Source organism: Streptomyces sp. TLI_185 (genome assembly GCF_003814765.1).
Classification (GTDB): domain Bacteria; phylum Actinomycetota; class Actinomycetes; order Streptomycetales; family Streptomycetaceae; genus Streptomyces.
The window spans coordinates 867,923-892,629 of sequence record NZ_RKRB01000001.1; the positions used below are offsets into that span (position 1 = coordinate 867,923).

Genomic DNA, 24,707 nt, shown 5'->3' on the forward strand with positions numbered 1-24,707 from the left:
AGGCCCATGAGCACCTTCACCGCTCCCCACCAACTGAGGCGATCTGTAATTGGTTTGCCGCCGGTCGGCCCGGTCGGATAGGAAGCTTGCGTGCTTAGAGGGAGCAAAGTCGGGCTCAGGGCCCGGCACGAGGACGACATCCCGATACTGCGGGCCGAACTCTACGACGACGTGGTCAACGCCTCGCGGGCCGAAAGCGGGCCGTGGCGGCCGATCACGCCCGGTTCGAAGGACCCGCGGCTCTTCGTGGACGACACGAATGAGGGAAGCGTCCAGTTCTCCGTGGTGGAGCTGGAGGGTTACGCCCTGGTCGGCACGGCGACGCTGTGGGGCATCGACAACCACAACCGGTCCGCACACATCGGGCTGGGCCTGCTGCCGTGCTCCCGCGGCAAGGGCTACGGCACCGACGTGGTCGCGGTGCTGTGCCACTACGGTTTCGTCGTGCGTAGCCTGCAGCGACTGCAGATCGAGACGCTGTCGGACAACGCCGCGATGCTGCGCTCGGCCGAGCGCAACGGCTTCGTCCGCGAGGGCGTCCTGCGCTCCTCGGCCTGGGTGATGGGCGAGTTCCTGGACGAGGTGCTGCTCGGGCTTCTCGTCCAGGACTGGAAGCCCGGCCCGACGAGCTAGACCGCCACCGCCCAACGGCAAGGGCCGACCACGAGCTGCACACACCCTGTCGTCAGGGCTCAGCCTGTCGTCAGGGCTCAGCGTCAGGACAGGGCGAGGACGCAGAACTCGTGGCCCTCCGGGTCGGCCAGGCACGTCCACGGGACGTCACCCTGGCCGACGTCGAGGTCGGTGGCGCCGAGGGTCCGCAGCCGGGCCACCTCCGCTGACTTGTCGTCACCGGCGTATGGCAGCAGGTCGAGGTGGACGCGGTCCGGCACGGTTTTCACGTCGGGCGTGCGGAGGAACTCGAGAAACGGGCCGACACCCTCGGCGGAGCGCAACGACGCATGGTCGTCGCTCACCTCGTGCAGGGTCCAGTCCAACACCTCAGCCCAGAACCGGGCCATGGCCCGCGGGTCCGCGCAGTCGACCACCACCGCGGCGATCGGCCCCGTGTCGCGGTAAGTGTCCAGGGGTTCCAGCACGGAGAACTCGTTTCCCTCCGGGTCGGCGAGGACCGTCCACGGGAGCTGGCCCTGGCCCACGTGGGCGTCCGTCGCACCGAGGGCCGTCAGGCGCGCGGCCAGCTCCGCCCGATGGGCCGTGGACGTGGTGGCGAGGTCGAGGTGTACACGGTTCTTCGTTGCCGTCTTGGGTTCCGGGACAGGAACGACGTCGATGCCGACGGCGACCGGGTGCGGCCAGACGAGGGCGCCGGCGGGTCCGACGTAGGTGGTCACGCCGGGGCTGTAGGCACTCCAGCCGAGCGCCTCCGCCCAGGACCGGCCGACCGCCGGGGCGTCGACAGCCTTGATGTTCACCTGAACAGGTCGCAGTGCCATGCCGGCGATCCTGGGCATCCGCTCTGCCACGCCGGGCGGACTGTCCACCCGCCAGAAAAAAGATTGGACGGCGGTGTCGAGAACCCGTGCCGGGCTCCGTCCCCGGGGTGAACGCGACCACAATGGGTCGCACGAGCACCGAGGAGATTCACGATGGCCAAGTACCTGCTGCTGAAGCACTACCGCGGAGCCCCGGCTGCGGTGAACGACGTGCCGATGGACCAGTGGACCCCGGAGGAGATCTCGGCGCATCTGCAGTACATGAACGACTTCGCGGCCCGGCTGGAGAAGACCGGCGAGTTCGTCGGCGGCCAGGCGCTCGCCCCCGAGGGAGCGTGGGTCCGCTACGACGGTGAGGGGCGCCCGCCGGTCACCGACGGACCGTTCGCGGAGACCAAGGACCTGATCGCCGGGTGGATGGTGATCGACGTCGACAGCTACGAGCGCGCCGTGGAGCTGGCCGGGGAGCTGTCGGCCGCCCCTGGGGCGGGCGGCAAGCCGATCCACGAGTGGCTGGAGGTGCGCCCGTTCCTGGCCGCGAACCCGAGCACCACGGAGTGCCCTCATCGATGAACGAGGTCCTGCTCAGGAGCCTCACGCCGAGTGTGCTCAGCGTCCTCGTCCGCCGCGGAGCCGACTTCGCGGCGGCCGAGGACGCCGTACAGGACGCGCTCGTCGAGGCACTGCGCGTGTGGCCGGCCGATCCGCCGCGGGATGCCAAGGGCTGGCTGGTCACCGTGGCCTGGCGCAAGTTCCTCGACGCCACGCGCGCAGACGCCGCCCGCCGCCGGCGTGAGGACCGCGTCGAGGAGGAGCCGGTGCCCGGGCCGGCGCCCGCGGTGGACGACACGCTCCAGCTCTACTTCCTGTGCGCCCATCCCTCGCTCACACCGTCGTCGGCGGTCGCGCTCACGCTCCGCGCCGTCGGCGGGCTCACCACCCGCCAGATCGCCGAGGCCTACCTGGTGCCCGAGGCGACCATGGCGCAGCGGATCAGCCGGGCCAAGCGCACCGTCTCCGGCGTGCGCTTCGACCGGCCTGGCGACGTGACCACCGTGCTGCGCGTCCTCTACCTCGTCTTCAACGAGGGCTACTCCGGCGACGTCGACCTCGCCGCCGAGGCCATCCGGCTCACCCGGCAGCTCAGGGCCCGGGTGGACCATCCGGAGGTGGCCGGGCTGCTCGCTCTCATGCTGCTCCACCACGCCCGGCGCGGCGCCCGGACCGCGCCCGACGGCAGCCTGGTGCCGCTCGCCGAGCAGGACCGTAACCGGTGGGACACGAAAATGATCGCCGAGGGCGTGGCAATCCTGCAGGCCGCCCTCGCCCGCGACCGGCTGGGCCCGTATCAGGCCCAGGCCGCCATCGCGGCCCTCCACGCGGATGCGCCCGCCGCCGAGGAGACCGACTGGGTGCAGATCGTCGAGTGGTACGACGAGCTCACGGCCCTGACCGACAGTCCCGTCGTCCGTCTCAACCGAGCGGTGGCCGTCGGCGAGGCCGACGGCCCGCGCGCAGGCCTGGCCGCGCTGGCGGAGCTGGACGCCGCGCTGCCCCGCCACGCCGCGGTGGCGGCCTACCTCCACGAGCGCGACGGCGACCTGGCGACGGCGGCACGGCTGTACGCCGAGGCGGCCCACAAGGCATCCAACCTCGCCGAACGCGACCATCTGACCCGCCAGGCCGCCCGCCTCAACGCCCGCCTACGACTCTGACCGCTCGCTTCCGGGGTTCCCGGCGCGTGTGCGAGGGATTTCGGCACGGCGCGTCGCTCGGGGCACGGCCGTGCCCCGAGCGTCATGAGCGGTCCCGACGTCAGTGGTCGGTGGGGTACGACGGGCGGTCGCGGCCGACCGTCAGCCGGGCCGGGCGGTACGGGGCGTATGCCGCCCCGTCCAGACCGAGCGCCGTGGCGGACCGCTGGAGCGCTGCCGGGGTCGCCGCGTCGTCCCAACGACCGGTGGTGACGCGGTGTTCGAGAGCATGCAGGGCGGCCACGGTCTCGGCGGTGGTGAACGTGCAGTGGCCCTGCCGCTCGACGTACGCCTGCCGCAGCAGCGCGCCGTCGCCGGAGGCACGCACGCGGGCGGCGAAGCGGTTCTCCTGCTGCACCGGGACCAGGTTGTCGGCGGTGGTGTGCACGTCGAGCAAGGGCACCTGAAGTCCCTGGCCCGCGGAGGACGTCCGCTGCGCGGTGCTGACAGCGGCAGGGTCGGCGGTGATGGTGGCGCCGTCGGTCAGCGTGCGCAGTTCGGCACGCAGGTCGAGACCGGCTGCCCGGTAGAGGGCACGCACCTGAGAGGCGTGTTCCGAGCCGGCCAGCAGACGGGCGTAATCCACGCCGCGGTTCCAGGAGTTGTTGCCGCCGACGGACTGCTCGACGGCGTACCGGCCGCCCTCGACGAACGACAGGATGCCCTGCGCGAACCAGTCGTACTGCTGCTCCTCCTGACCCGCCCAGTCGGTCGCGGCGGGCCGGTCCTTTCCCGGCGACCAGGCCGGCAGGTTGAGGAAGGCGGCGGCCAGCGCGACCCGGGCCCGGCCCTGCGGGGTGGACTGCGCGGCGGTGACCGCCTTGGTGAGCAGGTCGGCGGTGGCGGACGCCTCGGCGGAGGTGCCGAACCGCACCAGCTTCACGTCCTGTTCAGGCAGCAGCAGGCGGGCAATGGTGTACTCGGCGTCCAGTTGGTAGTTGTCCAGATCCGTGCCGCCCGCGACCAGACCGCACTGGCCGAGCGCACCGTCGATGCGCCCGCCGCCGTCGCGGGCGAGCTGCGCATTGACGAGACCGCCCATGGACTGGCCGATGGCCAGGGTGCGCCGCGGCGCTCCGATCTTCGCGGTGACGGCGCCGAGCGTGGCGAACTGGTCGCGTTCGGCGCTGTTCAGGGCCCACATCGAGCCGTGGGGGTCGTACGACGAACCGGCCATCGCGTAGCCCTGGGCGAGCAGCTCGGTGCGTACGGCGTCGGTGGGGGCGTCCCTGGCGACGGTGGGGCCGAAGCCGTGGCTGAACAGCAGCAGCGTGCCGTTCCAGCGCTCGGGTACGTCCGCGATCCAGGTGGCACCGTCGGCGAGGATGCCGGTGAGATGGGTCGTGGCCGGGGTGTCCGCCTGGGCGGCCGGTGACGGGAGGGTGGTGAGCGCCGCGGAGGCCAGCGTGACCAGGGCGGTCAGGGCGATGCGCAGACGAGTGCGGGGAATGCGGGTGCGGGTTCCGGCAGGCATGGTGCGGCTCCTTGAGGGCGGATGCGGGCGTGCGGGGCGGGGCCGGAGCAGATGCTCAGCGCACTGAGCGAACGCGTCGAGGAATGCAGGGCCCTTTTATTACTGCCGTCAAGAGAGTGCACAACCTTTGGGGGACATTCAAGACCCTGCTCAAGCCCTCACGGTCCACCCGCCACCGGGCCCGACCTGGCCCGGCCCCGAGGCGCCCCTGATCCGACCCGCTCAACGGCACGGCAACCGCTGGGCTTGGAAGCTGCGTTCAACCGATCGATTGAACGCAGCTTCCATCTCTGAGAGAGCTCATCGGTCCACACGGACGACGCGAAGCCTCGTCGGGCCGCACAAGAATGACGACGGCTCGTGGCGCGCACCGGGCCCTTTACGCCACCCCCTGAGAGAGGTCTCCTGGCATGCCCAGTTTCCCCAGCAGACGACGTGTCCTCGCCGTGGGTGCCGGTGCCGCCCTCGGCGCCGGTGCCTTCGGAGCCTCGGCGCTTCCGGCGTCGGCCTCCCCCGCTGCGTCGGGGCGATCGTCCCGGCGGGAGGAGACGAGGTCGCTCGACGAGCTCTACCGGGCCGCTCTGGCAGAGGGCGGGAAGCTCGTCGTCTATGCCGGCGGTGACACACCGACTCAGCAGGACGGCACCAAGGCCGCCTTCAAGGACCGCTTCCCGGACATCGACCTGACGCTGATCGTCGACTACAGCAAGTACCACGACGTGCGGGTGGACAACCAGTTCGCCACCGGCACCCTCGTTCCGGACGTGGTGCAGTTCCAGACCCTCCAGGACTTCGACCGCTGGAAGCAGCAGGGGCGCCTGCTGCACTACAAGCCCGCCGGGTTCTCCAAGGTCTACGACAAGTTCAAGGACCCGCAGGGCGCCTGGGTTGCCACGGGTGCGATCGCCTTCAGCTTCCTGTACAGCACAGCGGCGCTCGGCTCGGACGTCGAGCTCACCCCGCGCGACCTGATCGACCCGAAGTGGAAGGGCCGGATCGCCTCGTCGTACCCGCACGACGACGACGCCGTCCTGTACCTCTACACGCTGTATGCCCAGAAGTACGGATGGGAGTGGGTGGCCGAACTCGCCGCGCAGGACGTGCAGTTCGCGCGCGGCAGCAACTCCCCCGGTGACGCGGTCTTCGGCGGCCAGAAGCCGATCGGCATCGGCACCGCGGGGTCGGCAGCCGGGTCGTCCCCGGTGAAGTTCGTGATCGACGCACAGCACCCCTTCATGGCCTGGGGCCAGCGGACGGCGATCCTCGAGCAGGCCAGGAACTCCACGGCCGCCAAGCTGTTCCTCAACTGGCAGTTGTCCAAGGAGCACCAGCAGGGGTCCTTCAACGGCTGGTCGGTACGTACCGACGTCACTCCCCCGGCCGGTCTGAAGCAGATCTGGGAATACCCCAACGCGCACGTGGACGGCTTCCCCCGCTTCATGGCGGACCGCGCCGAGGTCGAGCGCTGGAAGCAGACGTTCGCGCTGTACTTCGGCGAGGTCAAGGGCGACCCCACACCGGGCTGGCTCGGCCTGCACCCGGGAGCCTGACCGCCGGCGGGGCTGCCGTCTCCGTACGCCTCGCGGGCGGAAGCGAAGCCCCGCTCTTCACATGAGCCATACAGACCGTGGATAGACTCGAACCCCTGTCCCAATGGATCTTTCATCCAGGGGGTTTGTCGTGTCCGACCCCGGCCCCGTCCGCGCTTCCATGGCGTCCGGCCGCAGACGGTTCGCTCCGAGGCAGATACCGCACCTGTTGTTCTTCCTCGTGGTCGGCGCCGCGCTGGTCCGTCTTGCCCGGCTGAACATCTCGCTGTGCTGGGACATCGTGACCGTCAGCGGGCTGCTGGCCGTGACCTACGCGGCCGGGCTGGCGCTGCGTCCCAGGCTGGACCGGCGCGCCCGGTACGCCTGGGTCGCCGTCCTCCTCCTGCTGTGGACGATCCTCGTCATGCTCACCCCGCCACCCCTGACCGGTGCCTACGTCTGGTGCGCCGTGCCGCTGGCGTGCGTGGCCCTGTACACGCTCGGGGACCGTGCCGCCGGTGTGGCACTGGCCGCCATCACGGCCCTGCTCGCCGGTCAGCTGACCCGGACCGCTGGCGGGTTCGACCCGGAGATGGTGCTGATCCCGGTGGCGGCCGTCTGGGGCACGGCGGCTCTGTACCGCACACAGCAGCGGAACGTCGCGCAGCGTCAGCGGCTGGTCGAGGAACTGCGCAGTACGCGGGACGTACTGGCGGACGAGCGGCACCGCAGCGGTGCGCTCGAGGAACGCGCGCGCATCGCACGGGACCTGCACGACACGCTCGCCCAGGAACTGTCCGGGAGCCTGATGCTGCTGCAGGCGGCCGAGCGGGACTGGGAGGAACGGCCCGAGGTCGCCCGGGCCCGCGTGCGCGCCGTCGCCGACGGCCTGGACGCGGGGCTCGCCGAAACCCGGCGGATCATCCAGGACCTTGCCCCGCCCACGGTCACCGAAGACGGCCTGGCGGCTTCCCTCCGGTTGCTGTGTGCCCGGGCCCAGCAGCTGGGCGGGGCCGGGCCCGTGCGGTTCCACACGGTGGGAACCCCGGCCCTCGGTCTGGACGAACAGGCCGCCACCACCTTCTTCCGGGTGGCGCAGAGCACGCTGGCGAACGTCCGCGAGCACGCCCAAGCGTCCAGCGTGTCGGTGACGCTGCGCCATCTCGCGGACCGGGTCGAGCTGGAGGTGTGCGACGACGGTGTCGGCTTCGATCCCGCCTGCCTCGGCGGGTCGGTCCGGTCGGGCCGGGGGTTCGGTCTGCCCTCGGCCCGGGAGCGGCTGCGCCAAGAGGGCGGCGACCTGGCTGTCGACAGCACCCCGGGGCGGGGCACGCGGATTCGGGCCAGCGTCCCCTTCCACCCGTCGCGGCCCGGCCCGCAGGTGCCACTGTCGGTGGCGATGGCCCGATGACCGGCGCAGCACGGCGCGTTCTGATCGCCGATGACCATCCGGTCGTACGGGCCGGGCTGCGGGCCCTGCTGGAGGGCGCATCCGATCTTGACGTGGTCGCGGAGGCAGGCAGCGGGGAGGAAGCCGTGCGGCTGGCCCTCGAGCTGGTACCCGATGTGGTGCTGATGGACCTGCGGTTCGCTGGGACGATCTCTGGCATCGACGGGGTCGAGGCGATCCGCCGGCTGGCCGACGAGGCTCCGGGCATGCCTGTGGTGATGCTGACGAGTTATTCCGGACGGGCCGACGTCGTGCGCGCGTTGGAGGCCGGCGCGCGCGGCTACGTCCTCAAGGCGGGTCCGCCCGAGGACCTGTTCCGGGCCGTGCGCAGCGCCGCCGAGGGCGGTCTGGGCCTCGCGCCGGAGGTGGTCGGCGACCTCGTGGGGCAGGTTGTCAGCCCCGCGCCGGAGTTGACGCATCGGGAGAGAGAGGTCGTCCGGTTGATGGCCGACGGGTACAGCAACCGCTCCATCGCGGATGCTCTGTACCTGGCAGAGGCGACCGTCAAAACACACCTGGTGCGCATCTACCGGAAGCTCGGCGTCGACAACAGGGCGGCTGCGGTCGCCGAGGCCGTCCGCCGGGGCCTGCTGGAACTCACCTGACGCCCGGGACAACCGTGAACGCATCCTCGCCGTGACCCGCACGGTGTTCGATCCACGCCGACTACTCCGAGTTCCGAGCCGCCGGCTTTTCTCCCTCCGGTCAGACCATTGCCGTTGCGACGAGCAGCGATCTGGCTCTGTGGACACGCAGGTCGGTCTGACCCCGGCCTCCCACAAAGGATTTGTGAACACGGCTTGAACTGGGCGATCCAGTTCCCGCGGCGGACGCTCGCCACGGGAGCGGATTCTGCACGTCTTCGAGCAGGTCGAGTTGCAGGCGGGCGCGCCCGAGTTCCAGGGCTGCCAGTACCTTGCTGTGCTCATCGAGCTCAAGTATCCGAGCCGTCCAGCGGGCCGAGTGGACCACCGGGTCGAGGAGGATCCAGCGGGCTTCTTCCGCGCCGGGGCCGCCAGAGGCCGCGCGGGCGATCGCGACCTGCTGGCCCGGCAGTTCAGCCTCGTCTTCGATGGGGCCCAGCGCCAGATCTGAACCGATACCGGGAATCAGGCCGCGACGAGCTCCTGCTCGCGGGCCGGCGTTTTGACCTTGGGCTTCTTGTTCGGCAGCGAGAGCCGGAAGACCTTGTGCCACGCGGAGAACACCTGCTTGGGCAGCGACCCGGTGACGTACTCCAGCTCGTACTTCTCGAACAACGCGCGCACCTTCACCGCGACCTCGGCGTACCGGTTGCTCGGCAGGTCCGGGAAGAGGTGGTGCTCGATCTGGTGCGACAGGTTGCCGGTCATGAAGTGCATGGCCTTGCTGCCGCTGATGTTCGCCGAGCCCATCATCTGGCGCAGGTACCACTGGCCGCGCGTCTCGCCCTTGATCGACCGGCGCTCGAAGACCTGCACGCCCTCGGGGAAGTGCCCGCACATGATCACCGAGTGGGACCAGATGTTGCGGACCAGGTTCGCGGTGAACGTGGCGGCGAGCGTGGGGAGGAACGACGGGCCCGACAGCAGCGGGTGGATCACGTAGTCCTTGAGCACCTGCTTGCGGATCTTGCGGCCCACCTCCTTGGCCCGGGCGCGGAACTCCGGGTTCTTGCGGCGGCGCTTGTGCAGGTTCTTGCCGAGCTCCAGGTCGTACGCTGCGATGCCGTACTCGAAGAAGCAGGCGTTGATGAAGTTCCACAGCGGCTGGCCCAGGTGGAACGGGTGCCACTTCTGGTCCTCGTCGACGCGCATGATGCCGTAGCCGAGGTCGTTGTCCTTGCCGATCACGTTGGTGTACGTATGGTGCAGCTCGTTGTGCGAGTGCTTCCACTGCTCGGCCGGCGAGACGTGATCCCACTCCCAGGTGGTGGAGTGGATCTTCGGGTCCCGCATCCAGTCCCACTGGCCGTGCAGGATGTTGTGGCCGATCTCCATGTTGTCCATGATCTTCGCCACGGACAGACCGGCGGTGCCGATCAGCCACGCGGGCGGGAAGATCGAGAACAGCAGCACGCCCCTGCTGACCAGCTCGAGCTTGCGCTGCGCCGAGATGACCTTACGGATGTAGGCGGCGTCTTTCTCGCCGCGGCCGGCGATCACCTCGTCGCGGATCGCGTCCAGCTCGCGGCCGAGCTCCTCGATCTGCTCCGCGGTCAGGTGGGCGGTGGGGTCGATGGCGGTCAAGGTGCTCCTACCGTTCGATGTCGCAGGGGCCCGCCGCGGCGGACACGCAGGTCTGGATGAGGACGCCCGGCTCGGCCTCGGTGATCTCGCCGGTGCGCAGATCGCGGACGGCGCCCGCCTTGAGCGGCGAGACGCAGCCGAAGCAGATGCCCATACGGCACCCGGAGGGCATGAGCACACCGGCCTCCTCGCCGACGTCCAGCAACGGCGTGGCGCCGTCCGCGTCGACTGTCTTGCCGGTGGCGCTGAATGTGACCTCGCCGCCGTCGCCGGCGACGACGATGCTGGGGCGGAAGCGTTCGGTGTGCAGGCGCTCTGGGATGCCGTGCTCGTTCCAGTGCTTTTCGGCGGCGTCGAGCAGGCCCGCGGGCCCGCAGGCCCAGGTCTCGCGCTCGGCCCAGTCGGGCACGAGTTCGTCGAGACGGGCGATGTCGAGCATGCCGTCGGTGTCGGTGTGCACCTCGGTGAGCTGCAGCTTCTTGTCCGCGACCAGGTCGTGCAGCTCGTTGCGGAAGATCACGTCTTGCGGCCGTGGCGCGCAGTGGACCATGACGACGTCGTTGAACTCGGTGTCGCGCAGCATGCCCATGACGGGCGTGATGCCGCTGCCGGCCGTCAGGTAGAGCACCTTGGCGGGCTTGGCCTGCGGCAGCACGAAGTCACCGGTCGCCTGGTCGAGCTGGATCAGCGTGCCCGGTTTCGCCCTGCGGACCAGGTGGTTGCTGACCTTGCCGTCCGGGATCGCCTTCACGGTGATCGTGACGCGGCCATCCTGGCGGTTGGCCGGTGAGGTGAGCGAGTACGCACGCCACAGGCGCACCCCGTCGACGTCGACCCCGATCCGCACGTACTGACCGGCCGTGTGGCCGCGCCAGCCCCGTCCCGGCCTGATCACGATGGTCGCGGCGTCAGCCGTCTCGGGGTGCACGGCCTCGATGCGCCCCCGCAGGTCAGCGCCCGCACGCAGCGGGCTGATCAGGTCGAGGTAGTCCGACGGCAGCAGCGGCGTCGTGACCATCTCCAGCACTTTCCACGCCCTGCTGCGGAGGGCTGCACTCGTCATGACTCCAGCTTGCTGTGCCTCGAGGCGTAAAGTCCTGACCGCAGGATGTGAATCTGGTCGGCTGAATTGTTCGCAGGGAACAAAAACATGAGCCATGCAATCCGAAGGGCCAGCGAACTGACCCTGGACGAGACGACGGTCACCGCACTGCGGGCCGCGCTGAAGACCACCGCCGACGAGGTCGTCCAGGCGATCATCGACGAGGTCCCTCCCTACGCCAACGCCCTGTCGGGCCACATGGGCGCCACCATCCGCCGAGCCGTCCGCACCGCCCTGGGGCACTACCTGGACCTCGCGAGCGGGAACGCCACAGGCGGCGACGCCGGTGACGCAGCCTACGAGCTGGGCCGCGGCGAGGTGCGCGACGGCCGTTCGATGGACGCCCTGCTCAGCGCCTACCGCGTCGGCGCCCGCGTGGCCTGGCGATGCCTGGCAGCGGGTGCCGTACCCGCAGGTCTGCCCGCCGCCGAGGTCGCCAAGTTCGCCGAGCTGACCTTCGCCTACATCGACGAGCTCTCCGCCGCGAGCGCCGCGGGCCACGCCGACGAACTGGCCGCCCAGGGCCGGGCCCAGGAGCGCCACCTGGAACAGCTGGCCCGCGACCTCCTCGCCGGCGCGAGCCCGGACGTGCTGCTGGCCTCTACGCAACGGGCCGGGTGGCAGCCTCCGGTTTCGCTGACCGCGGTCCTGCTGCCCGCCGCCCAGGCCCGGCCTGCCTACCGTGCGCTCGACCCGAGCACCCTCGTCCTCGACGATCTGCCGGACGCCACCGGTGTGCTGCTCGTCCCCGATGCCGACCGATCACATCTCCTGCGGCAGCTGACCGACCGCACCGCCGTGGTCGGCCCGGCCCGGCCATGGACTCGTGCGTCCGCCTCGTACGCACGAGCCGTACGCGCGCGCTCCCTCTCCTGCGATATCCGCGACACCGAGGACCATCTGCCCGAGCTGGTGCTCAGCGCCGACGTGGACGCGTTCGCAGACCTGCGTGCCCGAGCCCTGGCACCGTTGCGGACCTTGCCTGTCGCGACCGCGCGGCGGCTGGAGGAGACGTTGCGGGCGTGGCTGCTGCACCAGGGCAGGCGGGACGAGGTGGCGGCGGCGTTGTTCGTCCATCCCCAGACCGTCCGCTACCGGATGTCGCAGCTGCGGGAGCTGTTTCCGGATCTCGCATCGCCGCACCGGGTCCTTGAACTGACGCTGGCGGTCGGTCTCCAGGTCGGCTGACGCGTACTTCGACCGTCCAGGAACGCGTCCGCGAGCGGTCCAGGAATCGTGCCTCGTCCTCGGTGCCCCCACGCTGTTACTGCCTTTCGGTGCCCTACAGGTCCTGCTGTAGCCGTCGGTCCCGGCTACTGCCGGCTTGCGCCGGTTCCTTGATGCGGGGGTGCGGGTGCCAGCCGGCCGACGGCGTGCTGTCGGCGTCGGCGTCCGTGCCGTGGCGCCATGACAGAAGCTCCGTCGGACCGGGCTGGCCCCGCGCCGGCGCCCGCGGGCCGGGACGCTTGACCCGTGTGGGCACGTCTTTGCATACGTGGGCGATATGTTGCGCTGCTTAGGCTGCGCACATGCGTGTGCTGATCGTGGAGGACGAGCCCTACCTGGCCGAAGCCGTCCGTGACGGTCTGCGGCTGGAGGCCATCGCCGCCGACATCGCCGGCGACGGAGACTCCGCCCTGGAGCTGCTCAGCGTCAACTCCTACGACCTCGCGGTGCTCGACCGGGACATCCCGGGCCCGTCCGGTGACGAGGTCGCCCGGCGCATCGTCGCTTCCGGCAGCGGTATCCCGATCCTCATGCTCACCGCTGCCGACCGGATCGACGACAAGGCTTCCGGGTTCGCGCTCGGCGCCGACGACTACCTCACCAAGCCGTTCGAGCTGCGGGAGCTCGTCATGCGGCTGCGGGCGCTCGACCGCAGACGCGCGCACGCCCGGCCCCCGGTCCGCGAGATCGCGGGCCTGCGCCTGGACCCCTTCCGCCGGGAGGTCTTCCGCGACGGACGCTACGTCGCGCTCACCCGCAAACAGTTCGCCGTGCTCGAGGTCCTCGTCGCCGCCGAAGGCGGTGTCGTCAGCGCCGAAGAGCTACTCGAGCGGGCCTGGGACAACAACGCCGACCCCTTCACCAACGCCGTCCGCATCACCGTCTCCGCCCTGCGCAAACGACTTGGCGAACCATGGCTCATCGCCACGGTGCCGGGCGTCGGCTACCGCATCGACACCGCCACCCACCCGGGCGGCCCTCATGAATAGACGCCCAGGGCTCAGCGCCCGACTGAAACTGACCCTCAGCTACGCCGGATTCCTCCTCTTCGCCGGTGCTCTCCTGCTGGCCGTGGTGTGGGTTTTCGTGCTGCGCTGGCTCCGGACCGACGACCCCAAAGCCATCCAGCACAAAGTCGGCGCCGTGATCATCACCGGCTTCGACCGCTCCGATGCCCTGCGCGGCTTCGTCCCCGCCGCGGCCGCGGCACTGGCCTTCCTCCTCGTCTTCGGTCTCCTGGGAGGATGGATCCTCGCCGGCCGGATGCTCGTACCACTGACACGGATCGCGGACGCGGCACGGATGGCCGCGAGCGGATCGCTGTCCCACCGGATCCACATGGAAGGCCGCGAAGACGAGTTCCGCGAGCTCGCCGACGCGTTCGACACCATGCTCGAACAACTCGAGTCCCACGTCGGCGAGCAGCAGAGGTTCGCCGCGAACGCCTCCCACGAACTGCGCACCCCGCTGGCGATCTCCCAGACACTCCTCGACGCCGCCCGCAACGACCCCACGCGGGACCAGGGCGAACTGATCGAGCGCCTCCACACCGTCAACTCGCGGGCCATCAACCTCACCGAGTCACTCCTGCTGCTCAGCCGCGCCGACGGCAAAAGCTTCACCCGCGAGCCCGTCGATCTCTCCCTCATGGCCGAAGAAGCCGCAGAAACACTGCTTCCTCTCGCCGAAAGGCGCGGGATCACGCTCGACGTCACCGGCGAGGCGACGCAGACCGTCGGCTCCGCGGCGCTCCTCCTGCGGATGGTGACGAACCTCGTCCAGAACGCCATCGTCCACAACCTCCCCGCCGGGGGCACCGTGACGGTCCACACCGAACCGCAGCAGGACGCGAGCGTGCTACGGGTCGAGAACTCGGGCCCTGCGCTCCCGCCGGAGCTGGTACCGACCCTCACCGAACCCTTCCAGCGCGGAACGGAACGCGTGCGCACCGACGAGCATGCCGGCGTCGGCCTCGGCCTGGCCATCGTGCACAGCATCGTGCGGGCACACGACGGAACCCTCAAGCTCACACCCCGCCCCAGCGGCGGCCTCGTCGTCACGATTCGGCTTCCCGGCACGCCGCAGTCATCGTCCCCGGGCGGGGCCCACTAGATCGCTGCGCGGCGGTCATGCAGTGCCCGACCACTCCCCGATGAGCCGCGTGGCGCGCTCGGGACATTCCTCGTGGAGGTAGTGCCCGACGCCGGGCCAGTGATCCACACGCGAACCGGGCACATGCAGGGTGTTTCGCTCCCAGTCGGCGGCCTCCGCCGAGGTCCACACCGTCAGGGCCGGATGCGGTCGCCGACGCAGGTACGCCTCGCTGTGCGCGCGGATGCCGACGGCGCCGGGGTCGGTGTACATGCCCGCGTACGCCTGGGCGATGACGTGGTCCGGGGTGCCGAGCAGGGTGCGGAGGCGGGCGGTGCGCAGCCCGGGCGGCGCCTGCGCAGAGAACGCTGCGGCGACGAAGTCCGCGGCCGCCCGGGCGCCCTGCTCCCGGTAGGCGGCCGACCGCCCCGGGATCTCGTCCACTTCGACGCCGTGCGCGCCGTGCGCGGGGTCGAATGCGCCGACCGACCGGACCAGTTGCGGGTGCCGTACGGCGAGCAGGTTGACCACCTGTCCGCCCATGGAGTGGCCGACGGCCATCACCGGGCCGTTACCGAGGGCCTCGACGAGGGCGGCCAGGTCGTCCGCCATCTCCCGCGGTGTGTTGCCCTGTTCCGGCACCTCGGAGCGGCCGTGGCCGCGCAGATCGGGGACGATCACACGGAAGCGGTCGGCCAGCGTCTCGGCATGGACCGACCACTCCCGGCCGCCGCCGCCCCAGCCGTGCACCAGCAGCAGGGCGGGGGCGGCAACGGGCCCCAGGCTCATGCAGAACAGGTGGATGCGTCCGAGGTCGATCACGCCCGACCCTCCAGGTAGGTGGCGTACGGGACGACTGCATGCACTCAGGAGCCGTCCAGACAAAGGCATGCTCCGGCCCTCGGACGACAGGCTCAGTCCGCGGCCGCCCGCTCCCCGGCCGGGCGCCTGCGCAGCGCGCTCTCGGTGAGCGACGGCGGCTGCCACACGCCGTCGGCCTTGTAGAGATCGGTGCCGGGCGCCACGATCTCGTCGATACGGTCGAGGACCGCGTCGTCGAGCAGCAGGTCGGCCCCCTCGAGCAGCGAGGTGAGCTGGTCCATGGTGCGCGGACCGATGATCACCGACGTGACGGCTGGATGAACCAGCGGGAAGGCCACGGCCAGTTCCGGCAGGGTGCGGCCCATCTCCTCGGCGAGGGCGACGAGTTGCTCGACGGCGGCGAACTTCGCCGGGTTGCCCGGGGCGTCGGGGTCGAAGCGGTGCGGGGTCAGTCTGGCGCGACCGGTCGTGAGGTCGACGGGGCGGCCCGCGCGGTAGGCGCCGGACAGGAATCCCGAGGCCAGCGGCGACCAGGTCAGCACGCCCATGCCCAGGCGCTGCGCGGTGGGCAGCACGGCCCGTTCGATGCCGCGCGCGAGGAGCGAGTACGGCGGCTGCTCCGTACGCATCCGCATCAGCCCGCGCCGCTCCGCCACATGATCGGCCTCGACGAGGTCCTCGGCCGGGAACGTGGAGCAGCCGAATGTCCGGATCTTGCCCGCCCTCACCAGATCGGTGAGGACGGACAGCGTCTCCTCGATGTCGGTGGTGTGGTCGGGGCGGTGCACCTGGTAGAGGTCGATCCAGTCGGTGTCCAGGCGCCGCAGGCTGTCCTCGACGGCATTGAGGATCCAGCGGCGCGAATTGCCGCTGCGGTTGCGTCCCTCCCCGAGGGGAAAGTGCACCTTCGTGGCGAGCACGACGTCGTCGCGTCTGCCCTTGAGAGCCTTGCCGACGATCTCCTCGCATTCGCCGGCCGAGTACATGTCGGCGGTGTCCACGAAGTTGATGCCGGCGTCGAGCGCCGCATGGATGATGCGGGCGCCGTCCTCGTGGTCGGGATTGCCGACGGCACCGAACATCATCGTGCCGAGGCAGTGGGTGCTGACCTCGATGCCGGTCTTGCCGAGGACTCGATAGCGCATGGGGATGCTCCGTCGCAGGCGGGGGCGGGTCGGAAGCGTGACTCTAGGACTTGGAGTGCACTTGACCGCAAGGGCGACCTGACCGATGGTCACAAACGGGTCACGAGGTGGAATATGCGGGTGCCCCCGGTGACGGATCAAGAACAGAATGTCGCTCTCCGTTTTTTGCCGGACTTGTCCGGCGGCCTGGGTGCTGGGGACGCTCCAGGGGCAAGGGGGGATGGGGAATGACTGCATATCGCTTCAATCCGCCGCCGGGTTGGCCCGTGCCGCCTGCGGGATGGATGCCGCCACCGGACTGGCGGCCCGATCCGTCGTGGCCTCCGCTGCCGGCGGGATGGCAGTTGTGGGTTCCGGAGGCCGAACCCTCCGCCGATGCAATCGCCACCGGCGCCACCGCAGGAGCCTTCCCGGTGCCGGACGCGACGGTTGCTGGGAGCACGACGGCGGTGCCGGCGCCGCGCAAGGGCGGGCTGTTCGGGCGGCGGCGTGCGGATGCCGTCTCCGAGGCCGAAGAACTGCGGGCGTGGATCACCAGGACGCAGGGGCTGGATGCCGAGCGGGTCGCCGGCCTCGTACGGCAGGTCGAAGCGGAGGCAGCGGCGCTGCGCGAGAAGGCGGCGGCCGAAGCCGCCGAAGAGGCCGACGGGATCCTGAGGGACGCGCGCGAGACGGCAAAAGAGATCCTCGACGACGCGCGCCGGACGGCGAAGGAGACCGAGCGGATACGCAGGGAGGCCGAGCGTCGCCGCAAGGACGTCTTCGACACTGAGCGGCGGCTGGCCGAACTCCAGGCCCGGATCGTCGTCACCGACGAGACCGCCCTGCTGCAGGAGGCCGGGATCTATGCGTACCGGCATGCGCTGCAGGACGCGATCGCCTACCGCAGCCGGCTCGACTCCCTGCAGAACGAGATCAAGACGCTCGCCCGCGCGGGCCGGGCCGTCCACGCGGCCACCGACTGGACCGTCAACGGCTCCAAGCGCGAGGGCCAGAAGATGGTCCGCGACTTCTCCAAGCTCATGCTGCGCGCCTACAACGCCGAGGCCGACTATGCGGTGCGGTCGATGCGGCCGCACCGGCTGAGCTCCCTGGTCGACCGGCTCTACAAGAGCCGCGAGACGATCGCCCGGCTCGGCGCCACCATGCACATCCGCATCACGGACGAATACCACAACGCGCGGGTACGGGAGTTGGAACTCACCGCCGACTATCTCCAGAAGAAGGACGAGGAGAAGGAGGCCCAGCGCGAGGCACGTGCCCGGGAACGCGAGGAGGCCGCGGTCCAGCGGGAGCTCGACCGGCAGCGCGAGAAACTCAACAAAGAGCTCAGCCACTACCAGGCGGCGCTCGACCGTCTGCGCGAGCGCGGTGACGAGGCGGGCGTCGCGGAGATGCAGGCCAAACTGGCCGAGATCGAGAACGCGCTGCAGGACGTAGAGTCCCGCGCAGCCAACGTCCGCACCGGCTATGTGTACGTCATCTCGAACATCGGCGCCTTCGGCGATCGCATGGTGAAGATCGGCATGACGCGTCGGCTCGAACCGCTGGAACGCATCTATGAGTTGAGTGGAGCCGCGGTCCCCTTCCGCTTCGACGTCCACGCGCTGATCTTCAGCAAGGACGCGGTCGGCCTGGAGACGGAACTGCACCGGCAGTTCGCTTCGCAGCGGGTCAATCAAGTGAACAACCGCAAGGAATTCTTCTATGCCACCCCGGCCGAGGTACGGGACGCGCTGCAGCGTTTCGCCGGACAGCATCTGATCGAATTCACCGAGGAACCCCAGGCGTTGGAATGGCGGGCCGGCCAACGCATGGCAGAAGGCGGTGCGCTCGCGGCCGGTGCAGCGGGAGCCGCAGCCCGGACCGGGTGATGTGCGGCGAGGCGTGACTACGATCATGGTCATGGACTGGCTGGAGCGTGCCGCGAAGCTGAGGCAGTGGAGTCGGGACGGGGTCCGGGCGCCGCACAAGCCGTTGCTGCTGCTGTACGCGCTGGGCCGGTTTCAGGCGGATGCCGGGGGCGAGTTGCGGTACAGCGAGGTGGAAGGGGATCTGAAGCAGCTGCTGGCGGAGTACGGTCCGGCCCGCGGGAGCACGCCCGCCTACCCCTTCCACCATCTGGTCAGTGACGGGGTGTGGGAGGTGCGGACCGATCACGGCGTCGGCAGCCCCGGGACCGGGGTGCGGGAACTGCGGGCCGGCCGGGCCACCGGGCGGCTGGTCCCGGACCTGCGGGCCGCGCTGCGGCGGGAGCCCTCGATGCTGGGCCGCATGGCCAGGGTGCTGCTGGATCTGCACTTCCCTCCGTCGCTGCACCAGGACCTGTGCGACGCGGTGGGCCTGGAACTGGAGCTGGCGGAGACAGCAGCCCTGGCGACGCCCGAGCGGCGGCAGCGGGACCGGCGAATGCGGGAGATGGTGCTGACCGCCTACGAGTACCAATGCGCCTTCTGCGGCTACGACGGCATGATCGGCACGGTGCCCGTCGGGCTGGAGGCCGCGCATGTGCGCTGGTGGGCGTTCGACGGCCCGGACGACGTCGACAACGGGCTGTGCCTGTGCTCGCTCCATCACAAGCTCTTCGACAAGGGCGTCCTCGGCATGGGCGACGGCCACCGCATCCTGGTCTCACAGCACTTCGTCGGCCGCAGCACCGTCGCCCGCGAGCACGTCACCGCGCTCGCGGGCCGTCCGCTCATCGGCCCGCAACCCGGCGTCCGGCCCGTCGCGCCGGGCCACCGCTCCTGGCACACCCGCCAGGTCTTCCGGGGCTCTCCACGTCCCAGCGCCGTCTGAACCGGTTGGACGTCAAGTCGTGGCCGTCGCGGGCCGAGTGGGCGCCTGCGCCGGGAACCGTCAGGTGGCCGATTCGTCCGGCGTGGAGGCTCCGGCGGCAGTGCGGTGGAGAATTTCCTCGGTGTGCTGCCCCAGGCGCGGTGGCGGCAGGCGGTACTGGGCGGGTGTCCTGCTCAGTGCGATGGGGTTCGCGATCTGACGGGAGGGCGTGCCCTCGGCCCCCTGGGCGGGTGGGGCAGGAACATCGACGATGCCGGGAAGACCGAGTTTCCGGGCGAAATCGAAGGCCTCGTCAAGGGTGTTGACGGGTCCGGCGGGCACGCCCGCGGCCAGCAGGACCGACGACCAGTGGTCTGCGCCGGCGGCGTGCAGCCGTTCGCTCAGGATGTCCCTCAGTTCGGTGCGATGGGCGACCCGGTCGGCATTGGTGCGGAAGCGGTCGTCGAGAGCGAGACCGGGCTCGCCGACGATCTCGGCGAGCGCCGCGAACTGGCGGTCGTTGCCCACCGCGATCGCGAGGGGACGGTCGGCGGTCGGGAAGGTCTCGTACGGCGCGATGCTCGGATGCGCGTTGCCCAGGCGGCCCGGAACCACACCGGCGACGGCGAACGCCGACGCCTGGTTGACCATGGCCGACAGCAGCGAGCCGAGCAGATTGACCTCGACCCGCTGTCCTTCCCCGGTGGCGTCGCGGTGCCGGAGGGCGGCCAGGATGCCGAGCGTGGCGTGCAGGCCGGTGATCACGTCGACGAGTGCCACGCCCGCCTTCGTCGGCTCTCCCTCCGCGTCCCCGGTCACGCTCATCAGACCGCCGACGGCCTGCACGAGCAGGTCGTATCCGGGGATCGTCGCGCCGGCACCGGCCCCGAAGCCGCTGATCGAGCAGTAGACCAACTCCGGGTGCCGGGCGAGGAGTTCGCGATGGCCGAGCCCGAGCCGTTCCATCGTGCCGGGACGGAAGTTCTCCACCAGGACGTCGGACTCGGCGACCAGGGCACGGGCCTGCTCGAGGCCGGCCTCGGTCGTGAGGTCCAGGGTGACGGACTTCTTGTTGCGGTTGACGCTCAGGAAGTACGTCGACGTGCCGTCCTGGTCCGTCGGGGGCTGCCAGGCCCGGGTGTCGTCCCCCGTGCCCGGCCGCTCCACCTTCACCACGTCGGCGCCGAGATCGGCGAGCAGCATGGTGGCGTAGGGCCCCGCGAGGACCCGGGAGAAGTCGGCGATGCGCAGACCCTCCAGCGCGCCACGCCCGGCTCCGCCGAGAACGCCGGACCGTCCGTCCGGCGCGTTGTCCTGAGTGCTCACGCACCCTCCTCACTGATCGTCCCGCTCACGAGAACCTTGCTCCACGGGAGCCGTACCCATCACCACCAGCGTTCCAGAGGCGGTGCGGGTCGGGTGAGCGCGACGACGGAGAGATCCTGACCGGCTGGTCCTCATGGACTTCGCCCGGTCGACCAGCGACCCCATGGAACGCGAAAGCCCTGTCGGTCACCGACCGGCGTCGCGGCGCTCGACGCTGAAGTCGAACGCCAGGGTTCCCGCGTCGCGTGCCGAGACTCCGCCGTCCACCGTGAGTACCGCACCGTTGACGAACGACGCGGCGGGCGAAAGCAGCCAGGCAATCGCCTCGGCGACCTCGGACGGGTCGCCGGGGCGCCCCGCGGGCACCAGCTTCGTCGCCTCTTCGTAGGCCTCGTCCACGCCGTTGCCCAGTCCGGATTCCTCGGCGAAGCGGGCCATACGACGATCAGCCATCTCGGTGCGTACCCAGGTGGGGCACACCGTGTTGGCGCGCAGCCCCTGGCTGCCGTAGTCGACGGCCAACGAGCGGCACAGCTGAAGCAGCGCGGCCTTGGAGGTGGCGTACGCGGCGTTGCCGACCCCGTTGCGCAGTGCCGCGACGGAGGCGACGGCAACGACCGAACCGCGGGTCTTCAACAGGTGCGGGAGTGCGGCGCGCAGCAGCAGGAAGGGGCCCGTCAGGTTGGTGCGCATCACCAACTCCCATGTCTCGTCCGAGAGATCTCCCACCGCGCCGCTGCGTCCGACGCCCGCGTTGAGGACCAGTCCGTCGAGCCTGCCGTAGCGCGAGACCGTGGCCTCGACGAGCTCACCCACGGCGGTCGCATCCGTGAGATCGGCGGCGTGCGGCAGGGCGCCGGTCTCGTCGGCAACGCGCTGCAGCGGCTCGGGCCGTCGTCCACCGATGACGACGTCGTGTCCGCCGGCCCGCAGCAGCCGGGCGGTTGCGGCGCCGATGCCGGTACCTCCGCCGGTGACCACCACAACGCGCTTGTCAGTCATGGCCGTTGGCCCTCCTCATCGACACGAAACAGGACTGCATGATCTTACGCAGACCCGCTCGGGAACCTCAGCTCACGCGTTGTTCGGCCAGGTCAAGCCAGTGCTCCACTTCGCTGGGGGTGAAGTGCCTGATGGCCCAGTCGACCATGCGAAGGCTCATGTGAGCCCATGCGGGCCGCAGGATGTCCTTGGGCAGCGAGTCGAGAACGGCGTCGAGACGCCGTGTCACCCCCGGGTCGGTTTCCTGCGCGTGGATGCCGAAGCGCAGGGTGACCAGGTCGAAGCGACGATCACCGCGGGCGGCGCCGTCCCAGTCCACGATCCCGGTGATCGCCCCGCCGCTCGCCAGCATGTTTCCCGGATGGAAGTCCATGTGCACCGCGTCGGGCCCGGCCAACCGGGGCGGGCTGTCGGCACCGACGGCGGTGATCCAGCGTTCCAGCGCCGCACTGCGGCGGTTGTGATCACGCAATGGCCCGTGCAGGCAGTACCCGGCGCCGTCGTCGTGCAGGTGGAGGTCCACGGCGGGGATGTCCGGCCGCTCGCAAAGCCGGCCGGCCTGCAACTCGTTGAGTTGAAGCACCTGGTCCAGGCTCCGGTGGTCGAGACGGCCGATCTTCCGTCCTGGCAGCAGCTCTTGCACCATGACCACCGCGTGGCCGACCTGGGCCACCAGTTCGGTGGCCGGAGCCGGATAGCCCGCCGGCCGCAGGGCCTCGGTCACGGCGAGGGGTCCGGCCCGCATCTCTTCAGCCCGGCTGTGGGGCCGCCACTTCAGAACGGACCGGTGACCGTCCGTCCAGCGCACGTAGGCGGCACCGACCTGTCCACCCGGGCAGGCTCCTTCGAGAGTCAAACGGACGCCGGCCCGCGCGTGAAGGGCGTCCACCATGCGGGCGGCATCGAGCCGCTCGGCACGCGCCCACCTTTGAGGAGAAGGACTCATCGTCATCACGGCATCCCATCAGACACGTTGACCTCAAGTGCGCTTGAGGGTGGAGCCTTCAGGCATGGACATCGAAGAGATGCAGCAACAGGTGCAGGCCCTGACCGACCGCGCCGAGATCACCGATCTGTTGGACCGCTACCTGCGTTCCCTGGACGAGGGGGTGTTCGACGAGGAATGGGCTCGTGCGTTCCACACCGAAGACGTCACCGCGGAGATGCCCATCGGCACCGTCCATGGTCGCGATGCTCTGCTGGCCCGGGTCCGGCAAGGCATGGCGCTGTTCGACCGGACCGTGCATCTGGGCACCAACGCCGTCATCGAGATCGACGGTGATCGGGCAACCACCCGTGGCGCACAGCTGAGCACCCACGTCCTCGCAGACGGCACCGGCACCGTCTTCATCTCCGCCGGCCATGCCGACGCCGTGCTGGTCAGGACGGCCGAGGGTTGGCGGATCTCCGCCTCGAGCCTGCGGGTGGCGTGGACCCAGGGCCCGCCTCCGCAGGTGCCGGCACCGACCACCGTTGAGCCAGACCATGCCGGCCCGTCCTCCGCTACGACCCCGGCTTGATGGTCTTCATCGTGAAATGCGACGTCACGTTCTTGATCCGGGGGATGGTCATGACCCGCCGGCTGAGGAAGGCCTCGTAGGCGGGCAGATCGGCGACGGCCACGCGGACGAAATAGTCGGGGCTGCCGAACAGCCTCCGCAACTCCAGCACTTCCTCCGCCTGCGCCAGGGTCTCCTCGAAGCGCTCGACCGTCTCCGCGTCCTGCGCTTCGAGACTCAGGTCGATCAGGACCTCGAACGAACGCCCCACGGAAGCCGGGTCGACCACGGCCCGGTAGCCCCGGATGACGCCGTCGGCCTCCAGCCGCTGGACCCGGCGCAGACACGGCCCGGTCGTCAGCCCGACACGCTGGGCCAGTTCCACGTTGGTCAGCCGCCCGTCCCGCTCCAGCTCGGCAATGATTGCCTTGCGCATAGCCCTCGGCCTGCTGATCATCCAGGCCGGACTGCCCTGGTGGCTCGCCCCCGCCCTGTCCCTGGCCGCGTTCGCCGGCTCACTGGAACTGCTGCTGGTGGGCATGATGGCCACCGTCACCCCGCTCGCCGCGGTCGCCCTGACCGTGCTCGTGGTCAACTTCCGGCATGTCTTCTACGCCTTCTCGTTCCCGCTCCACCTGGTCAGGCATCCGGTGGCCAAGGCGTACGCCGTCTACGCGATGATCGACGAGGCGTACGCCGTGAGCTCCTCCCTGCCCGAGCAGGAGCGGTCGGCGCCCCGGCTGCTGGCCATGCAGATCGCCTGCGAGACGTACTGGGTCGGCGGCGGACTGGTCGGCGTCGCCCTCGGCGCGGCTCTCCCGGCGCCCGTCAAGGGCCTGGAGTTCGCGCTGTGCGCGTTGTTCACCGTGCTGACGTTGGACGCGTTCCGCTCCCGCAAGGAGCTGACGTCCCTGCTGCTTGCAGGTGCGAGCGCCGCCGTCGCCCTGGTCGTCACCCCGGGCATGGCCATGTTCACCGCACTGCTGTTGTTCGTGGGCCTGCTGCTGGCCCGCCATGCCGTCACCGCCCGCCGCACGGTCCAGGAGGCCGCCGGTGCCTGGCACCTCGTATCTCGTCGCTGTCCTGGCGATCGCCTTCAGCATCACGCTCGCCCTGCGGGCCGTGCCCTTCGCCGTGCTGGGCCGGCTGCGCGGCTCGGTGATCGTGCGGCGGCTGGCAGGCGCCTGGTACGCGCTGCTCGCCGTCGCCGTCACCATCGGCGTGCATCTGGCCTTCGGCCGTCGCACCATCCTCAGCGTCGGCGCCGGCACGGCCGTGTACGTCGTGCTGCTCAACTCTCTTTGAATCCGCCGTACCTTCTGAACTCCTCGAGGAGAAACACCCGTTGAGCCCCGACAGCTACTACGAGCCCGTCGCCGACCACCGTTACAAGCCGACGACGCATGCAGGCGGAGCGTGGGCCCCGGACGAGCAGCACTTCAGTCCGCTGGGCGGGCTCGTGGTGCACGCCCTCGACCGTCACCGGGCCCGCCGCCCGGACGACGGGCTGGTTCTCTCCCGGATCAGCTACGACATCCTGGGCCGGCTCGCCCTCGACGAGTGCGAGATCGAAGTGGAGAGCGTCCGCCCCGGCCGGACCGTCGAGCCCCTCGAAGCCGTCGTACGGATCGCCGGCCGCCCGGTCGTCCGGGCCCGCGCCTGGTACCTGGCCGCCCTCGACACGAGCGCGGTCGCGGGTGGCCCCGAGGACCGTCTCGCCCCGCCCGAGTCACTCACGCCGTGGCGGATGTCCGACGTCTGGCCCGGCGGCTACATCGACTCCGTGGAGGTCCGCCCGGGCGGCTGTCGCCCGGGCGGCCCCG

General features: G+C 70.3%; 23 protein-coding genes and 2 pseudogenes. 15 read left to right on the top strand and 10 right to left on the bottom strand.

Features of this window, described 5'->3' with window-relative positions; genetic code table 11:
* The first annotated feature begins 90 nt into the window (after window positions 1–90).
* Entirely contained in the window at window positions 91–633 is a 543-nt protein-coding gene (locus tag EDD92_RS03985; protein ID WP_123963019.1) for a GNAT family N-acetyltransferase, read from the top strand.
* A gap of 83 nt (window positions 634–716) precedes the next feature.
* Here the strand turns inward: EDD92_RS03985 and EDD92_RS03990 are convergent, their stop codons facing one another.
* Window positions 717–1,457 (bottom strand): VOC family protein, encoded by a 741-nt coding sequence (locus EDD92_RS03990; RefSeq protein ID WP_123963020.1) that lies wholly within the window; start codon window positions 1,455–1,457, stop codon window positions 717–719.
* 153 nt (window positions 1,458–1,610) lie between these two features.
* On the opposite strand from EDD92_RS03990, the gene EDD92_RS03995 reads away from it, so the two are divergent.
* Window positions 1,611–2,030, top strand: a complete 420-nt coding sequence (locus EDD92_RS03995) for a YciI family protein (protein WP_030926839.1) — start codon at window positions 1,611–1,613, stop codon at window positions 2,028–2,030.
* Complete coding sequence (locus EDD92_RS04000) at window positions 2,027–3,172, top strand: RNA polymerase sigma factor (protein WP_123963021.1); 1,146 nt, start codon at window positions 2,027–2,029, stop codon at window positions 3,170–3,172. Before EDD92_RS03995 ends, EDD92_RS04000 begins: the two co-directional genes overlap by 4 nt.
* A gap of 100 nt (window positions 3,173–3,272) precedes the next feature.
* Here the strand turns inward: EDD92_RS04000 and EDD92_RS04005 are convergent, their stop codons facing one another.
* Window positions 3,273–4,685, bottom strand: a complete 1,413-nt coding sequence (locus tag EDD92_RS04005) for an alpha/beta hydrolase (RefSeq protein WP_123963022.1) — start codon at window positions 4,683–4,685, stop codon at window positions 3,273–3,275.
* Between the two features lie 410 nt (window positions 4,686–5,095).
* On the opposite strand from EDD92_RS04005, the gene EDD92_RS04010 reads away from it, so the two are divergent.
* From EDD92_RS04010 to EDD92_RS50855, 4 genes and pseudogenes are all read left to right on the top strand, one after another.
* Window positions 5,096–6,235, top strand: a complete 1,140-nt coding sequence (locus EDD92_RS04010; protein ID WP_123963023.1) for an ABC transporter substrate-binding protein — start codon at window positions 5,096–5,098, stop codon at window positions 6,233–6,235.
* A gap of 130 nt (window positions 6,236–6,365) precedes the next feature.
* Window positions 6,366–7,625 (top strand): sensor histidine kinase, encoded by a 1,260-nt coding sequence (locus EDD92_RS04015; RefSeq protein ID WP_260326302.1) that lies wholly within the window; start codon window positions 6,366–6,368, stop codon window positions 7,623–7,625.
* A complete protein-coding gene (locus tag EDD92_RS04020) occupies window positions 7,622–8,269 on the top strand; it encodes a response regulator transcription factor (protein ID WP_123963025.1) in 648 nt (215 codons plus the stop codon). Before EDD92_RS04015 ends, EDD92_RS04020 begins: the two co-directional genes overlap by 4 nt.
* 223 nt (window positions 8,270–8,492) lie before the next feature.
* A pseudogene (locus EDD92_RS50855) lies at window positions 8,493–8,744 on the top strand (TetR/AcrR family transcriptional regulator); the annotation flags it as partial.
* Window positions 8,745–8,773: 29 nt separating this feature from the next.
* Here the strand turns inward: EDD92_RS50855 and EDD92_RS04030 are convergent.
* Entirely contained in the window at window positions 8,774–9,892 is a 1,119-nt protein-coding gene (locus EDD92_RS04030; RefSeq protein WP_123963026.1) for an acyl-CoA desaturase, read from the bottom strand.
* 7 nt (window positions 9,893–9,899) lie between these two features.
* On the bottom strand, window positions 9,900–10,955 hold the full coding sequence (locus tag EDD92_RS04035; RefSeq protein WP_123963027.1) for a ferredoxin reductase: 1,056 nt from the start codon (window positions 10,953–10,955) through the stop codon (window positions 9,900–9,902).
* A gap of 87 nt (window positions 10,956–11,042) precedes the next feature.
* Here EDD92_RS04035 and EDD92_RS04040 point away from each other — a divergent pair, with 87 nt between their 5' ends.
* The 3 genes from EDD92_RS04040 (at window position 11,043) to EDD92_RS04050 (ending at window position 14,333) form a co-directional block, all read left to right on the top strand.
* Window positions 11,043–12,182, top strand: a complete 1,140-nt coding sequence (locus EDD92_RS04040) for a CdaR family transcriptional regulator (RefSeq protein WP_123963028.1) — start codon at window positions 11,043–11,045, stop codon at window positions 12,180–12,182.
* A gap of 341 nt (window positions 12,183–12,523) precedes the next feature.
* Window positions 12,524–13,210, top strand: a complete 687-nt coding sequence (locus EDD92_RS04045) for a response regulator transcription factor (protein WP_123963029.1) — start codon at window positions 12,524–12,526, stop codon at window positions 13,208–13,210.
* Entirely contained in the window at window positions 13,203–14,333 is a 1,131-nt protein-coding gene (locus tag EDD92_RS04050; protein ID WP_123963030.1) for a HAMP domain-containing sensor histidine kinase, read from the top strand. The genes EDD92_RS04045 and EDD92_RS04050 overlap by 8 nt, the downstream gene beginning before the upstream one ends.
* 15 nt (window positions 14,334–14,348) lie before the next feature.
* Here EDD92_RS04050 and EDD92_RS04055 read toward each other — a convergent pair whose 3' ends face one another.
* Entirely contained in the window at window positions 14,349–15,134 is a 786-nt protein-coding gene (locus EDD92_RS04055; protein ID WP_260326303.1) for an alpha/beta fold hydrolase, read from the bottom strand.
* Between the two features lie 92 nt (window positions 15,135–15,226).
* Window positions 15,227–16,279: an aldo/keto reductase gene (locus EDD92_RS04060; protein WP_123963032.1), complete on the bottom strand. Its 1,053-nt coding sequence runs from the start codon at window positions 16,277–16,279 to the stop codon at window positions 15,227–15,229.
* A 227-nt stretch (window positions 16,280–16,506) separates the two neighbouring features.
* On the opposite strand from EDD92_RS04060, the gene EDD92_RS04065 reads away from it, so the two are divergent.
* Both EDD92_RS04065 and EDD92_RS04070 read left to right on the top strand, forming a co-directional pair.
* Window positions 16,507–18,153 (top strand): DUF4041 domain-containing protein, encoded by a 1,647-nt coding sequence (locus EDD92_RS04065; protein WP_260326304.1) that lies wholly within the window; start codon window positions 16,507–16,509, stop codon window positions 18,151–18,153.
* A 31-nt stretch (window positions 18,154–18,184) separates the two neighbouring features.
* The gene (locus tag EDD92_RS04070; protein ID WP_123963033.1) at window positions 18,185–19,078 is read left to right on the top strand and encodes a phosphorothioated DNA-binding restriction endonuclease; all 894 of its coding nucleotides are present in this window, start codon (window positions 18,185–18,187) and stop codon (window positions 19,076–19,078) included.
* A 60-nt stretch (window positions 19,079–19,138) separates the two neighbouring features.
* Here EDD92_RS04070 and EDD92_RS04075 read toward each other — a convergent pair whose 3' ends face one another.
* The 3 genes from EDD92_RS04075 to EDD92_RS04085 form a co-directional block, all read right to left on the bottom strand.
* Entirely contained in the window at window positions 19,139–20,383 is a 1,245-nt protein-coding gene (locus EDD92_RS04075; protein ID WP_123963034.1) for a CaiB/BaiF CoA-transferase family protein, read from the bottom strand.
* A gap of 186 nt (window positions 20,384–20,569) precedes the next feature.
* The gene (locus tag EDD92_RS04080; RefSeq protein WP_123963035.1) at window positions 20,570–21,385 is read right to left on the bottom strand and encodes an SDR family NAD(P)-dependent oxidoreductase; all 816 of its coding nucleotides are present in this window, start codon (window positions 21,383–21,385) and stop codon (window positions 20,570–20,572) included.
* Between the two features lie 67 nt (window positions 21,386–21,452).
* On the bottom strand, window positions 21,453–22,337 hold the full coding sequence (locus EDD92_RS04085; RefSeq protein ID WP_311736754.1) for a phosphotransferase: 885 nt from the start codon (window positions 22,335–22,337) through the stop codon (window positions 21,453–21,455).
* A gap of 58 nt (window positions 22,338–22,395) precedes the next feature.
* Here EDD92_RS04085 and EDD92_RS04090 point away from each other — a divergent pair, with 58 nt between their 5' ends.
* Window positions 22,396–22,905, top strand: a complete 510-nt coding sequence (locus EDD92_RS04090; protein ID WP_123963037.1) for a nuclear transport factor 2 family protein — start codon at window positions 22,396–22,398, stop codon at window positions 22,903–22,905.
* Here the strand turns inward: EDD92_RS04090 and EDD92_RS04095 are convergent.
* On the bottom strand, window positions 22,889–23,320 hold the full coding sequence (locus EDD92_RS04095) for an Lrp/AsnC family transcriptional regulator (RefSeq protein ID WP_123963038.1): 432 nt from the start codon (window positions 23,318–23,320) through the stop codon (window positions 22,889–22,891). The two genes, EDD92_RS04090 and EDD92_RS04095, sit on opposite strands and share 17 nt — an antisense overlap.
* Here EDD92_RS04095 and EDD92_RS50860 point away from each other — a divergent pair.
* On the top strand, window positions 23,313–24,233 hold the full coding sequence (locus tag EDD92_RS50860; protein WP_260326305.1) for an AzlC family ABC transporter permease: 921 nt from the start codon (window positions 23,313–23,315) through the stop codon (window positions 24,231–24,233). The genes EDD92_RS04095 and EDD92_RS50860 overlap by 8 nt on opposite strands.
* Window positions 24,230–24,700, top strand: a pseudogene (locus tag EDD92_RS04110) (acyl-CoA thioesterase domain-containing protein); the annotation flags it as partial. The gene EDD92_RS50860 and the pseudogene EDD92_RS04110, both read left to right, overlap by 4 nt.
* Window positions 24,701–24,707 lie beyond the last annotated feature (7 nt).